A 13,684-nucleotide genomic window follows, 5' to 3' on the forward strand; every position below is an offset into this window, starting at 1 on the left:
ACTCAACACAGGATCGTCGGACGCGGCCCGTAGTTCGCGGTGTGCGACGACCGGCGGACCTCGGCGCCGCTCGCGACGTCGTAGAGCACGCGCGTGTCGGTGACACTGAAGCCGGGTGTGCCGATCGACGGCTGGCACGGGCTGGTGCCCCCGAACTGCACCGGTGGCGGGTCGCCGGGTGTCTGCCCGCCGGTCGAGCCCTCGACGCGGTAGTGCCGGGTGCCCCAGATCCGGACCGTCACGGAGTCGCCGGAAACCACGGCCTGCAGGGCGATGCCGGTCGGCGCGTCGTCGGTCAGCTTGAGCTCGACCGGGCTGCCGTCGGCGTTGATCGCCTTGGCGTCGCGGCCGACGGGGTAGCGGTCGAGGTAGGTGTCGTGCTCGAGGTGACCGCCGTCGGCCAGGCCGGCGAGGTAACCCGCGTTGTACAACGTGGACGCCAGCTGCGAGACGCCACCACCGACGACGGTCGGCCCGGTGCCGTCTTCGTTGGCCGGCGCGGGCACGTAGCCGTTGTCCGCGGTGCGCGGACCGGAGCGGCTGCCGAGGCTGAACGTCTCGCCGGGCTTGACGATCGTGCCCGACACGCGGTCGGCCAGCGTGCGGTTGTTCGTCGCCGCCGGGCCGGTGAGCCCGCCGGTGGTGAACTCGCCGATGACCTCCGTGATGCCGAGCGCCCCCGCGGCTTCGGTGGTCACGCTGGGCTTCGACGCGTTGTAGGCGACGGGCAGATCGCGGCCGTCCGTCTTCTTGAGGACGTCGATCAGCGGCAGGAAGGTCTTCTCCCAGTTGATCTTCCGGGCGTCCTCGGACGGCTCGACGGCCGGCTGGTCGCCGGCGAAGACGATCTGCGCGTCCTTGCCGTCGGTCTCGGTGCTCGCCAGGCCGTCCTTGAGCGCGGCCTGCAGCTTGCCCTGGTCGATCCGCACCTCGACGGCACCGCCTTCGACGGGCGCGAACTGGAACGAGGAGGCGATCGCGTCCGGCTTGAGCGGCACGTCCTTGCCCTGCCCGTGCACGACGACCGGCTTCGCCACGGCGGGCACGACGATCTGCTGGTACGCGGCCTGCACCCCGGCCACGGTCGCCCGCACCGGCGTGACGGCCATCGGCAGCTTGACCCCGCCGGGGTCCAGCCAGTGCTCGGTGACGGCGTGGACGGCGCCGGCGAGGTCGGTCAGCTGCTGCCCCTGGCGCGGCAGGATCGGGTAGGGCGTGACACCGCCGTCGCTGCCCTGCAGCGGCATGAACCCGACGGCGCCTTCGGTGGCGGCGTGGTTCAGCTTGCCGTCGGCCAGCGCGCGAACGGCCTGGCTGGTCTGGTTCTCATCGGTCCGCGTCGCGACACCGACCTCGCGACTGCTGAAGAAGGACATGATCCGCGTGATCGGACTGAGCGGCTGGTGCCCGGCGAGCCCGAGCGTGTTGGGCCAGTCGAGCCCGAGCCCGGAACGCGACGGAACGAGTTCGGCTTGAACGTCCCCGCCGTGCACCACGACCGGCCGGGTAAGCCGCGGCTCGAGTTCCTTGCGCAGCTTGGCTTCCGCTTCGGCGTGCGTCATCCCTCCGACATCGATCCCGGCCACCGTCACCCCGCGCGGCACATCGCCGGCGCTGGCGAGGAGGTCGACGGCGTAGAGGATGACGAAGAGCCCGAGCGCGAGCCCGATGATCATCATGGTCCGCGCGACACCCTTGCGCAGCTTCTTCGCCGGAGTCTCCGGCACCGCTGGGGCGGCCGGGTTTTCAAGAAGCTCGCCGAGCAGATCTTCGGCGAAGAGATCGGTGGTGACCACGGCATCGTCGACAACCGTCGCACGGCCGGGCGCCGCCGCGATGGCAGCGGTCTCGGCCTCGGCAGCGGCACGCTCATCCGGCCACGGCCCAGCCCACTCCGGTTCAGCCAGCGACCGCCCGGATTCGGCACCGTCGGTGACCAGCGCAGCTGGTTCCACGGCCACGGGTCCATCCGGCTGCGACGCCGCCTCAGCCGCCGGCCGCAACGCCCCGAACGGCACCTCCGCTGCCTCGTCCGCCACAGGCTTGTCGAACCCGGTGGCCGACGGCGGCCCGGCCGACGGCACCGCAACGGTAGGCACTTCAGGCGACAACGCAGGATCGCCGGCGGTCAGCACCTCGGCACCGGCCGAGCCGATCGCCACAACAACCCCAGACCCGGCGGCGAACTTCACCGCACTCGCAGGTTCCTCCAGCAACGCCCCGGAGTCGGCAAGCGGCACCTCGGCACGGCCCGACCCGTTCGCCACAGCCGACTCGGATTCGGCAGCGAACCGCGCCTCCGCCGCAACCCCCTCCTGCGACGGCCCAAACTCGGAGGCAGGCGGCACCTCAGCGTCGGCCGACTCTGACTCGGCGGCGAACCGCACCTCAGCAGCAGCCCCGTCCCACGACGGCCCAGCCCCGGCGGCGGACGGCACCTCAGTTTCGTGCGACGCGGTCGCCTCAGCCGACTCGGATTCAGCAAACCGTTCCCGCAGTGGCAATGACCCGGCAGCAAGCGGTACCTCAACGCCGGCTGATCCGGGCGCCTCCGCAAAGTCGGATTCGAGGGGCCGCACCCCCGCCTGCGGTACCTCCCCGCCAGCAGACCCGGGCGCCTCCGCGAGGTCAGATCCGAAGGGCCGCACCCCAGCCTGCGACACCTCGGCATCAGCCGACCCGATCGTCCCAGCGAGGTCGGATTCGATCGGCCGCATGTTCGCCTGCGGCACCTCGGCGCCGGCCGCTTCCACAAGGTCGGATTCGACGAGCGGCACCCTCGCCTGCGGCACCTCTGCATCAGCCGACTCGGTCACCCGAGCAGAGTCGGATTCGACGAGCGGCACCTCGGCCGGCCGTACCCCGGCATCAGCCGACCCGGTCACCTCAGCAAAGTCGGATTCGAGGGGCCGCACTTCCGCCTGCGGCACCTCAGGGCCGGCCGCTTCCACAACGTCGGATTCGACGAGCGGCACCTCCGCCTGCGGTAACCCGGCCGCGGGCCCTTCCGGCGAAGACCCGGGCTCAGCGGCAGGCGGCTCCGCGGCAGCCACACCGTTCGGCGAAGCGGGCGGCTTCGGCGGTTGTCCGGCCTTCGGCGCTTCGGGCGCGTCGGCGCGGTCACGCACCTCGTCGTCTGCCACGCCCCTGCCCTTCGCGGGCCCTAGAGGTAGAGCCCGGTGCCGTGTTCGGTTCGCTCGGTCGCCACGGCGTGGATGTCGCGTTCGCGCATCACCAAATGCCCCTCGCCCTGGATCTCGACCTCGAGCTGGTCCTCCGGGTTGAAGAGCACGCGGTCGCCGATCTTGACGTTCCGCACGCTGTTCCCGATGCCCAGTACATCACCCCAGGACAGCCGCCGCGCGACCTGCGCGGTGGCGGGGATCACGATGCCACCGCTGCTGCGCCGCTCGCCCTCTTCCGGCGACAGCCGCACGAGCACGCGGTCGTGCAGCATCTGGATTTCGAGTTTCGGCCCGGCTGACACGGTCCGCATCCTACTCGGCCTCGCGCGGTTCCCCGGCCATGACCAAGCTCAGCTCGCGCGCCCCGCCCGTCTCGAACCGCACCGGGACGCCCCAGTCCTGCCGGGTGATCCGGCAGGCGGGGTGCTCGCTGCCGTCGTCACAGCTCGCCGCCTGCGCGACGACCTGCAGCACGCCCTCGGTCACCCCCGGGGCGAAGCGGATCTTGCGGGTCAGCTCGATCCCGGCACCCACGCCGTCCGCCAGCAGTTCCGGCGGTGACGCGCTGATCTCCAGCCGTGTCGACGGGCCGAACCGGTCGTCCAGCTTCTCGCCGGGCGGCGCGGTGAAGACGACCGAAAAGTCGATCTCGCCGGGCGCGAGCACCGTCGGCGGGCGGCGCACGGCGTGCGCGTCGCCGCTCACCACCGACGGGTCGCCCAGCGGGACCGGGCCGATCCGGTTGCCCGCGGACTCGACGACCAGCAGCTGGCCGTCGGTCAGCAGGAGCCCCTGCGGCTCGGCGAGGCCGGTGGCGAGCGTCGTCACGTCGCGGGTGAAGAAGTCGAAGCGGCGGACGGCGCCGTTGTAGGTGTCGGCGATCGCGATCCGTTCGCCGGGCAGCACGGCGAGGCCGAGCGGGTGCTGGAGCAGCGCTTTGTCGGCCGGGCCGTCGGTGTGGCCGAAGGAGAAGAGGTCGATCCCGATCGCCGTCTGCACGGTGAACGAGTCGCCTGCCGGCTCGATCCAGCGCAGGGCGGACGTCTCGGCGTCGGCGAGCCACAGCTTGTCGCCGTCCGCGGCGAGACCGGACGTCTGCGCGAAGAACGCTTCGCGGACGTCGCCGTCCTTAAGACCTTCGACGGTCGTCCCCGCGAAGCGGCGGATGCGTCCCGACACCGGGTCGAAGACGCTCAGCGTGTGGTTGCCGGCCATCGCGACGACGACCCCGCCGGCCGGGCCCCACCAGGTGACGTCCCACGGGCTGGTCAGGTCGACCTCGACGCCCTTGCCCGCGTCCGGCCCGTTGCGCCACTGCGCGCCGGTGCCGGCGACCGTGGTCACCTCGCCGGTGATCAGGTCGAGGCCGCGAAGCCGGTGACCGGCCGTGTCGGCGACGACGGCGTGGTAACCGGCGCGCTCGGCGACGTCGTAGGGCAGCAGCGCGATGCCCGACGGCTCGGTGAACGTGGCGATGTCGAACGGTCCGTCCTGCCCGCCGCGCTCTCCGCTGCCGAAGCGGCGGATGACGGTCTCGCCGTCCGAAGCGAACTCGACGACGGAGTGGTGCCCGGTATCGGCGACCAGGATCCGGCCTTCGGCGGTGGCGACGGCCTTGCTCGGGAACCGCAGCTCGCTCTGCTGCTCCTCGACCGGCACGTACGGGCTGCCGCCGCGGCGAAGCGTCCCCTTCGCTTCGTGCTTCTTCACGAGGTCGGCGACGACGCGGCGAAGCGCTTCTTCGTGCCCTTCACCGGCGGCGACGTGGACGACGTACCCCTCGGGGTCGACGATCACCAGCGTCGGCCACGCCCGGACCGCGTACTGCGACCACAGCTCCATCTTCGGGTCGTTGACCACCGGGTGGTGGACCTCGTACCGGCGCACCGCGGCCTCGATGGACGCGCGCTCGCCCTCGTGCAGGAACTTCGGCGAGTGGACGCCGATCGTGACCAGCACGTCCGCGAACTCGGCCTCGAGCGGGCGCAGCTCGTCGAGGACGTGGAGGCAGTTGACGCAGCCGCTGGTCCAGAAGTCCAGCAGCACGATGCGGCCGCGCAGTTCGGCCAGGGTGATCGGGCGGCCGCCGGTGTTCAGCCAGACGTCGCCGCGCAGCTCGGGAGCGCGCACGCGGGCCTGCGGTCGGGGAGATGTCACGGCAAGAGTGAACTACACGCGCTCACCCTCTGTTCCGGAGTCCAGCCGATGAGAGAACAAACTCACCCGCTCGGGGTCACCCCTGGCCGGCCGTCAAGACGGCAGAAAAGAACGCGCGGCGGGGTCGGGCGCCACTTACGCTCTTGAGTCATGACACCCGTCCAGCCGGCCGGCGCCCTCTCCCCGGAGGAGGCGCGGCACCTGCAGGAAAACCTCCGGGAACCGGTGCGTCCCGGGCTGAGCGAGGCCGAGCTCGACGACGTCGAGCGCCGGTTCGGCTTCCGCTTCGCCGTGGACCACCGCACGTTCCTCGCCGCGGGCGTCCCGATCGGCGACCGCTGGCCCGACTGGCGCTGCGGTAACGCCGAGCAGCTGCGCAAACGTTTGGCATGGCCCGTCGACGGCGTGCTGTACGACGTCGAGCACAACGGCTTCTGGCTGCCCGACTGGGGCACGCGCCCGGTCGGCCCCGAAGACGCGGTCCGCGAAGCGCGGCAACGCCTGGCCGGCGTCCCGCAGCTCGTGCCGGTGTGCGGCCACCGCTACCTGCCCGGTCTCGCCGGCACGTCCGGCAACCCGGTGCTGTCGGTGTACCAGACCGACATCATCGTTTACGGCTCCGACCTGCGGGACTACCTGCACCGCGAGTTCGCGACGGGCGGCATCAGCACGGCCCCGCCGGACGGCCCCCGCTACATACCGTTCTGGTCCCGCTTCATCGACTAGCTTCGACGGCTGTTTTGAGCCGCGCGAGGGTCGCGGCGATGTTCGCCGTGTTGGCCTCGCGCCGGTTCCAGACCCCGGTGACCGTCGACGTCGGCACCCGGAACCACGCCGGCCGCCGCTCCCACATGCTTTCGACGACGACACAGCCGTCACCGGCGGGTTCGAAGTCGTACTGCCACCGCGCGACGGGCAGCCCGACCGAGGTGACCTCGAAGCCGAACCGGCGTCCCGGATCGGCGTCGGTGATGGTGGACAGGGTGCTCCAGCGCCTGAGGCCGCGCCGGTTGCGCCCCCGGAACCGGGCGCCGACAACGGCCCCGCGCACACGGCCGACCCACCGATGCCCGGCGTACTCCTCGGCGACGTCGGCCAGCCTCGCCGGGTCACTGACCAGGGCGTATACGGCTTGCGGAGCCGCACCGACCTCGATCCGGCCGGTGGCGTCGGGTTCGCTCATGGTGACCTCCGCGTCGACGGTGACATACCGAGAGTATGTCACCGACCGCGGTCAGGTGAAGAGCCTGTGGATGGCGTCCGGGCGATGTGGACAACTCGGCCCCGAACCCGCCGATCGACCCGGTTCGTCAGAGGCCGCCGATAGACTGGACCTGGGGACGCCCCCCGGAGAGGGCGGGGGCTGGGTAGGGGTGGCTGAGGCCTTCGCCGAGGGTTGCTCGGGGTTTCTGGGGCGCTATCGGGCTTGCGCTAGAAAGGCCGATAGGCGGCTAGGAACCGCGAGACGGCGTCAGCTCTCGCGGCGCAGCATCCGGCTGACGCCCGCGGCCACCGTCGTCGCCAGGATCCAGCCTGACGCCGTGAAGCCCGCCGCGACCCAGTTGTCCGCTCCGTGCATGTACCAGCGGGACTTGTTGCCGAAGTCGACGATCGGGACCAGCAGGTCCGCTGTGTAGATCACCGGGTTCCACTGCAGGCCCGTGTCCTGCTGGTTCACCACGCAGCGCGGCCCGTTCGCGATGATCTGGTGGGCCTGATCCGTGGCGGGCCAGTTCACGCAGTCGTCCGAGCCCAGGCCGAACCACAGGCTGCCCAGCACCAGCAGCGTGAACAGCCAGCCCAGCGCGCGGACCGGGCGGTAGCCGTAGCCGACCATCGAGCGCTGCAGCCAGCTCCACAACCGGACTCCGGGGCCGAAGAACTTGAAGCCGCGAGCCAGCGCCTCGTAGCGGAACTGCTGTTTGCGCAGCGCCACCGTCGACGCGTGCTCCTCGTTGCCCGCCGCGCGGAGCATGTGCGCGAGCTGGTCGTACGGGCCGGGGCGGTAGCCGCGCATCGCGTTGCGCAGCAGCTCGATGCGGTGGTCGAGAGCCTTGTCGTCGTCGAGGGGGATGCCCTTCTTCAACGCGTCGTAGCGGAAGTCCTCCAGCTCGATGCCCTCGGTCGCGGCCCAGAACGCCTCGTTGTCCGTCAGCGTTCCGCAGTGGGCGCGGCGCAGCACCACGCGGCCGCCCGGGGGGCTGCTCGGCGTGAACGTGAACTCGTCCGCGGCGACGTCGCCCGCGTCGAGGGCGACGTTGAACGGCGGGAACGAGCCCAGCTGGGCGCCGCGGATGTCCACCCGCCGCGCGACCTGGGCGCCGTCCAGGTTGATGCCGCCTTCGGCGACGAACGCGCGGCTGTTGTCGTCGCGCAGCAGGAGGTCACGGCCGATCCGGCCGGTGCGGACGTCGAGAGAGAAACTGCTGGTCGCGCGGCGTCCGGGGTCCGTCAGCCGAGTGCCCGCGAGGTTGATGCTGCCGCCGACCTCGAGGCCCTGCAGACGCAGCGTGCCGTGGATGGTGGCGTCCGTGAGCTGGAAGTTGCCGGCGATCTTCGACCGTCGCGCCGAGAACACGTCCCGGCCGGGATGGCGGAACATCGAGTTCCAGGCGAGGAAGTTGCCGCCGACCGTGACGTCGGCCAGCCGCAGCTGCCCGGCGGGCACGCGCAGGCTCGTCGCCTCGATGTCGCCGCCGATTTCGGTGCCGTCCAGGTGCAGCGCGCGGTCGTAGTACGGCGCCGTCTTCCCGCGCACGACGCTGACCTCGGCGCCGGCCAGCCGCAGCGAGCCGCCGATCCGCGCGTTGACCATGCGCAACGTACCCAGCGCCTGCAGGCCGTCGGACAGCTCGAGGTTGCCGTCGACGCTCAGCCGGTCGGCGACCAGCGCCGGGCGCGGGTCGAGGTACGGGTCGTTCGACTTCCACGCGTCGACGGCGATCGGGCCCTGCTGGGACACCGTCAGCTTCGCCTCGCGCAGGATGATGTCGCTGTCCACCGTGGCGCTCGGCAGGTACATGATCCCGGTGGCGGAGAAGCGTTTCCGCTGGCTGGCCGGGCCGTAGTTGTCGACCTCGCACAGCAGGCTGCCGCCGATGTGCAGGCCGTTGCCGTTGAGCGCGAAGCCGTCCGGGTTGTTCAGCGTGGCGCCGGAGAAGTTGACGTTACCGCCGGTCCGCAGGCCGGGGAGCCGCACTTCGCCGTTCGCGACCATCCGGTACGCCAGCAGCGCGCCGGTGAGCACCAGCCGGTCCGCCTGGATCGCCTTGCCGTGCGGGTGCGAGATCACCGTGCGGGTGAGCACCATCGAGCCTTCGATCACCGCGTCCGTCAGGTTGACGGCGGCGTTCGGCATGCCGCGCTCGCGGTCGTCGCCGCGCTGGACCGTGGTCTCCTCGATCTCGCGGTCGTCGCCGTCGACCTGCACGACGCAGCGGATCAGCCGGACGTCGTTGCGGCTGCGCATGTTGCGGGCCTTGAGCCCGGGCAGCCAGCACTTGCGGAAGACCAGGCCGAGCAGGTTCGCCTCACGCACGTCCGGCGGCTGCTCGAACCGGCAGCGCTCGAACCGGAACAGGTACTTCAGGTCCGCGGCCCGCAGGTCCAGCGTCCCGGTGATGTAGGCGTCCTCGACGTAGACGGTCGGCGCGTTCGTGGCCTGCCGGCGCCAGCGCAGGAGCCCGCCGTTGCCGGGTTTCAGCAGCTCGGAGGCCTTGACCTCGTAACGCTTGTCGGGGATCCCCGCGAACGGGTCCAACGGCGGCAGCACGCCTTCGGTCGACATGGCGGATCTCCCCTCACCCCGCCATCACGGTAGCGAAAACGCGACGGAAACGGTGCCGGAACACCGTTTCCGCCGCGAGATCCTCAGGCGTTGGGGTTGAGCACACGCGCGAGGAACGACTTGGTCCGTTCCTCCCGCGGCTCCCCGATGACCTGGTCGGGCGGGCCCTCTTCGACGACGACGCCGCCGTCCATGAACAGGACCTTGTCCGCCACCTCGCGCGCGAACTGCATCTCGTGCGTGACGACGACCATGGTCATGCCGTCCTTGGCGAGCTGCTTCATCACGCCCAGGACGTCGCCGACGAGCTCCGGGTCCAGCGCGGACGTCGGCTCGTCGAACAGCATCAGCTTCGGCTTCATCGCGAGCGCCCGGGCGATCGCGACGCGCTGCTGCTGCCCACCGGACAGCTGCGCCGGGTAGTTCTTCGCCTTGTCACCGAGGCCGACGCGGTCCAGCAGCTCCAACGCGCGTTGCCGCACCTGGGCCTTCGGCTCGCGGCGCACCTGGATCGGCGCCTCCATCACGTTTTCCAGCGCGGTCATGTGCGGGAAGAGGTTGAACCGCTGGAACACCATGCCGATGTCCTTGCGCTGGAACGCGACCTCGCTCTCCCGCAGCTCGTGCAGCTTGTCGCCGCGCTCCCGGTAGCCGACGAGCACGCCGTCGACGTAGAGCCGGCCGGCGTCGATCTTCTCGAGGTGGTTGATGCAGCGCAGCAGCGTCGACTTGCCCGAGCCGGACGGCCCGATCAAGCAGAGCACCTCACGCTCCTGCACCTCGAGGTCGATGCCCTTGAGGACGTCGACGGTGCCGAAGCTCTTGCGGATCTTCTGCGCGGAGACCACGGGGGTCATGTGACGTTCCCTCCACCCCGGCTGAACAACTTCGATCGCCAGGCGGGCCGCTGCGCCACGCCACGCGAAGTGCCGCGCGAGAACCGCTTCTCGATCTGCATCTGCACCAATGTCAGCACGGACGTCATGAACAGGTACCAGAGCGCGGCGACGATCAGCAGCGGCACGGTCTTCAGGTTCTGCGAGTAGATGGTCTGGGCCGCGACCATCAGCTCGAAGTACCCGATCGCGACGACCAGTGACGTCGTCTTGAGCATGGAGATCGTCTCGTTGCCGGTCGGCGGGATGATCACCCGCATGGCTTGCGGGAGGATGATCCGCCGCAACGTCTTGGTGCGGCTCATACCGAGCGCGCCCGCCGCTTCCAGCTGGCCGTCGTCGACCGATTGGATGCCGCCACGCACGATCTCCGCCATGTACGCGGCTTCGTTGAGGCCGAGGCCCAGCAGTGACGCCGTGAACTGCGTGATCAGCAGGTTCGTGTCCCAGCTGACGAACGTCGGTCCGAACGGGATGCCGAGCCCGATCCGGGAGTACGCGAGGCCGAGGAAGTTCCAGATGATCAGCTGGGTGATCAGCGGCGTGCCGCGGAACAACCAGATGTACACGGCCGCGGCCCCCGACGTGAGCGGGTTCGGCGACAGCCGCATGACGGCCAGCAGGATCCCGCCGACGATCCCGATGACCATCGAGATCACCGTCAGGATCAACGTGTTCTGCAGGCCACGCAGGATCCGGTCGTCGAACAGGTAGTCACCGACGACCGGCCATTGCAGGGCGTCGTTCGTGATCACGCTGCGCGCCACGATGAACGCGACGAACAGGATGATCACCCCGGCCACCCAGCGCCCGTAGTGGCGCACCGGGACGGCCTTGATGGACTCGACGTCGGCCGGCGCCTCGCTCGGAGGCGCTTCGGAAGAACTGGACACGCGAACTACGTCCTAACTCAGCTGGCCGGGTTGATCTCCGACTTGGTGACCGCACCGGCCGAGGACAGACCCCACTTGTCGAGGATCTTCTTGTAAGCCCCGCTGTCGATGAGCTTCTGGACGGCGCCCTGGACGGCCTTGCCGTAGTCGCCGCTGTTCTTGGCGAGCACGATGCCGTACGGCGCGGTGTCGTAGGGCTCGCCGACGACCTCGAGCGCGTCGTTCGTCTGCTTCACCGCGTAGTCGATGACCGGCGAGTCGGCCAGCTCGGCCTGCACGCGCTTCGCGGTGAGGGCGAGGTTGACGTCGGTCTGGGCCTGCAGCTGCGTGACCTCGATGGCCGGCTTCCCGCCACCAGTGCAGGCGGCGTTCTTCTTGTCGAGGTCCTCGACCTGCGTGGTGCCCTTCTGCACGGCGACCTTCTTGCCGCAGAGGTCGTCGACCTTGATGCCGTCCGGGTTGCCCTTCAGCACGCCCAGCGAGGTGCCGGCCTTGTAGTACGAAATCATGTCGACCGTCTGCAGCCGCTCGCTCGTGATGCTGAACGACGACATCGCCAGCTCGTACTTCTTCGAGCCGATGCCGGGAATGATGCCGTCGAACGAAGCGTTCTGGAACTCCATCTGCACGCCGAGCACCTGGCCGATGGCGGTGCCGAGGTCGACGTCGAAGCCGGCCGCCTTGCCGTTGTCCTGGAACTCGTTGGGCGGGTAGCTCTGGTCCTGGCCGACGAGGATCTTGCCGTCGGTCTTGACGTCGGCGGGCACGAGCGCGGCGAGCGCGTCGTCCTTCGCGACCGTGCCGGCGTCACCCGAACCAGTGCCCGCCGGAGCGGCACTGCTCGAGCCGACGTCGCCGGCACCGCTACCACCCGCGCCACAGGCCATGGTCAGTCCGACCAGGGCGAATGCCGGCAACAGGGCGAGCGCCTTGAGTTGGGGTCCTCGGGCCACGTCGTCACTCCTCGTAGTTCTCAGTTCGTGAGAGCACGCATATTGCCACTCATCCATACCAAAGCACAGCACTGTCGAGTTACAGCGACGTTTCGCACCGCGCCCACCAGCGTGGGAGTGTCGCGCGTTGGTGGGCACGTAGGTGAGGATGTCGTTCATGAACGCGATCCCGCCCCGGCTGCCCCCCTCCGGTCGACGCGCGAGGAAGGCGACGACCCGCCGGATCACCCGGCCGGGTGCCCGGTTCGACGGCTACCTCTCCCCGGAACGCCCGCACGCGGACGCCTACGACGAGATGTTCGCCGACGACGGCACGGTCCGCGGCCCGTACCGGGCGCTCTACGAGTCGATCGCGGCGCTCGACGCGCACGACCTCAACTCGCGGTCGCTCGCGCTGGACCGGGCGATGGTCGACCAGGGCATCACGTTCTCGCTGTCCGGCCAGGAGCGGCCGTTCCCGCTGGACCTGGTGCCGCGGGTGATCCAGGCGGCCGAGTGGTCGAAGCTCGAACGCGGGGTGGCGCAGCGGGTCCGCGCGCTCGAAGCGTTCCTCGCCGACATCTACGGCGATCGCCAGATCCTGCGGGACGGGGTCTTCCCGCGGCGGCTGATCACGTCGTGTGAGCACTTCCAGCGTGAGGCGTACGGCATCAACCCGCCGAACGGCGTGCGCATCCACGTGTCCGGTGTGGACCTGGTGCGCGACGAGGAGGGCACCTTCCGGGTTTTGGAGGACAACCTCCGCAACCCGTCCGGGGTGTCGTACGTGATGGAGAACCGGCGGACGATGGCGCGGGTCTTCCCCGACCTGTTCGCCCAGCACCGGGTGCGCCCGGTCGGCGACTACGCGGCGCACCTGCTGCGGGCCCTGCGCGCGGCGGCCGCGGCGAACGTCGCCGACCCGATGGTCGTGGTGCTCACCCCCGGCGTCCACAACTCGGCGTACTTCGAGCACTCGCTGCTGGCGCGGCTGATGGGTGTCGAACTCGTCGAAGGCCGCGACATGTTCTGCCGTGACAACGTCGTCTACCTGCGGACCACCGAGGGCGAACGCCCGGTCGACGTCATCTACCGGCGGATCGACGACGAGTTCCTCGACCCGGTGCACTACCGGCCGGACTCGGTGCTCGGCATCGCCGGCGTGCTCAACGCGGCGCGCGCGGGCAACGTCGTCGTCGCGAACGCCATCGGCAACGGCGTCGGGGACGACAAGCTCGTCTACACCTACGTGCCGGAGATGGTGCGGTACTACCTCGGCGAGAAGCCGCTGCTGCCCAATGTGGACACCTACCGCTGCTGGCTGCCGGACGAGTTCGACTACGTGATGTCGCACCTCGACGAGCTGGTCGTCAAGCCGGTCGAAGGCTCCGGCGGTTACGGCATCGTCTTCGGGCCGGAGGCGACACCGGCGGAGCTGACGGCGCTGCGGCGGAAGGTGCGGGCGAACCGGCGCGGCTGGATCGCGCAGCCGGTGGTGCAGCTCTCGACCGTGCCGTCGAAGGTGGAGGACCGGCTGGCACCACGGCACGTCGACCTGCGCCCGTTCGCCGTCAACGACGGCAAGGACATCTTCGTGCTGCCCGGCGGGCTGACCCGGGTGGCACTGCCGGAAGGCAGCCTGGTCGTCAACTCGTCGCAGGGCGGCGGCTCGAAGGACACGTGGGTGCTGGCCTCCCGGACGTCCACCGCCGAACGCGAGCTGGAACAGCCGGCACTGGGCGCGGTGTCCACTGTGGACGGAATGATCGCGGAGCAGGGTCCCGAGCTGTCTCTGTCACAGCAGCAACAACAGCAGCAACAGCAGAGCTAGGGG

General features: G+C 70.1%; 10 protein-coding genes. 2 read left to right on the forward strand and 8 right to left on the reverse strand.

Annotation, left to right across the window (positions count from 1 at the left end):
* Positions 1 to 2 precede the first annotated feature (2 nt).
* From OHS18_RS29980 to OHS18_RS29990, 3 genes are all read right to left on the reverse strand, one after another.
* Positions 3 to 2,018, reverse strand: a complete 2,016-nt coding sequence (locus tag OHS18_RS29980; RefSeq protein ID WP_442875430.1) for a VanW family protein — start codon at positions 2,016 to 2,018, stop codon at positions 3 to 5.
* Between the two features lie 1,145 nt (positions 2,019 to 3,163).
* Entirely contained in the window at positions 3,164 to 3,496 is a 333-nt protein-coding gene (locus OHS18_RS29985) for a GroES family chaperonin (protein ID WP_328446985.1), read from the reverse strand.
* 1 nt (position 3,497) lies between these two features.
* Positions 3,498 to 5,315, reverse strand: a complete 1,818-nt coding sequence (locus OHS18_RS29990) for an NHL domain-containing thioredoxin family protein (RefSeq protein ID WP_328618602.1) — start codon at positions 5,313 to 5,315, stop codon at positions 3,498 to 3,500.
* 177 nt (positions 5,316 to 5,492) lie between these two features.
* Between OHS18_RS29990 and OHS18_RS29995 the strand changes: the two genes are divergently transcribed.
* Entirely contained in the window at positions 5,493 to 6,068 is a 576-nt protein-coding gene (locus OHS18_RS29995) for a hypothetical protein (protein ID WP_328613154.1), read from the forward strand.
* Here the strand turns inward: OHS18_RS29995 and OHS18_RS30000 are convergent.
* The 5 genes from OHS18_RS30000 to OHS18_RS30020 all read right to left on the reverse strand — a co-directional run bounded on the left by OHS18_RS30000 (position 6,058) and on the right by OHS18_RS30020 (position 11,871).
* The gene (locus tag OHS18_RS30000; RefSeq protein WP_328446982.1) at positions 6,058 to 6,525 is read right to left on the reverse strand and encodes an SRPBCC family protein; all 468 of its coding nucleotides are present in this window, start codon (positions 6,523 to 6,525) and stop codon (positions 6,058 to 6,060) included. The genes OHS18_RS29995 and OHS18_RS30000 overlap by 11 nt on opposite strands.
* Before the next feature lie 288 nt (positions 6,526 to 6,813).
* On the reverse strand, positions 6,814 to 9,129 hold the full coding sequence (locus OHS18_RS30005; RefSeq protein WP_328446980.1) for an oxidoreductase: 2,316 nt from the start codon (positions 9,127 to 9,129) through the stop codon (positions 6,814 to 6,816).
* Positions 9,130 to 9,212: 83 nt separating this feature from the next.
* Positions 9,213 to 9,986, reverse strand: a complete 774-nt coding sequence (locus OHS18_RS30010) for an amino acid ABC transporter ATP-binding protein (protein WP_328446978.1) — start codon at positions 9,984 to 9,986, stop codon at positions 9,213 to 9,215.
* Entirely contained in the window at positions 9,983 to 10,918 is a 936-nt protein-coding gene (locus OHS18_RS30015) for an amino acid ABC transporter permease (RefSeq protein ID WP_328613155.1), read from the reverse strand. Before OHS18_RS30015 ends, OHS18_RS30010 begins: the two co-directional genes overlap by 4 nt.
* Before the next feature lie 17 nt (positions 10,919 to 10,935).
* Positions 10,936 to 11,871, reverse strand: coding sequence for an ABC transporter substrate-binding protein (locus tag OHS18_RS30020; RefSeq protein WP_328613156.1), 936 nt, complete (start codon positions 11,869 to 11,871; stop codon positions 10,936 to 10,938).
* Positions 11,872 to 12,019: 148 nt separating this feature from the next.
* On the opposite strand from OHS18_RS30020, the gene OHS18_RS30025 reads away from it, so the two are divergent.
* Complete coding sequence (locus tag OHS18_RS30025) at positions 12,020 to 13,681, forward strand: circularly permuted type 2 ATP-grasp protein (protein ID WP_328613157.1); 1,662 nt, start codon at positions 12,020 to 12,022, stop codon at positions 13,679 to 13,681.
* Positions 13,682 to 13,684: the final 3 nt, after the last annotated feature.

Source organism: Amycolatopsis sp. NBC_00355, from assembly GCF_036104975.1.
Lineage (GTDB): Bacteria > Actinomycetota > Actinomycetes > Mycobacteriales > Pseudonocardiaceae > Amycolatopsis.

What these genes read in the sequence shown, in the direction of transcription:
- OHS18_RS29995 (WP_328613154.1), top strand. Translation starts at nt 5,493, where the DNA reads ATGACACCCGTCCAGCCGGCCGGCGCCCTCTCCCCGGAGGAGGCGCGG.
- OHS18_RS30005 (WP_328446980.1), bottom strand. Translation starts at nt 9,129, where the DNA reads ATGTCGACCGAAGGCGTGCTGCCGCCGTTGGACCCGTTCGCGGGGATC.
- OHS18_RS29985 (WP_328446985.1), bottom strand. Translation starts at nt 3,496, where the DNA reads ATGCGGACCGTGTCAGCCGGGCCGAAACTCGAAATCCAGATGCTGCAC.
- OHS18_RS30000 (WP_328446982.1), bottom strand. Translation starts at nt 6,525, where the DNA reads ATGAGCGAACCCGACGCCACCGGCCGGATCGAGGTCGGTGCGGCTCCG.
- OHS18_RS30010 (WP_328446978.1), bottom strand. Translation starts at nt 9,986, where the DNA reads ATGACCCCCGTGGTCTCCGCGCAGAAGATCCGCAAGAGCTTCGGCACC.
- OHS18_RS30025 (WP_328613157.1), top strand. Translation starts at nt 12,020, where the DNA reads ATGTCGTTCATGAACGCGATCCCGCCCCGGCTGCCCCCCTCCGGTCGA.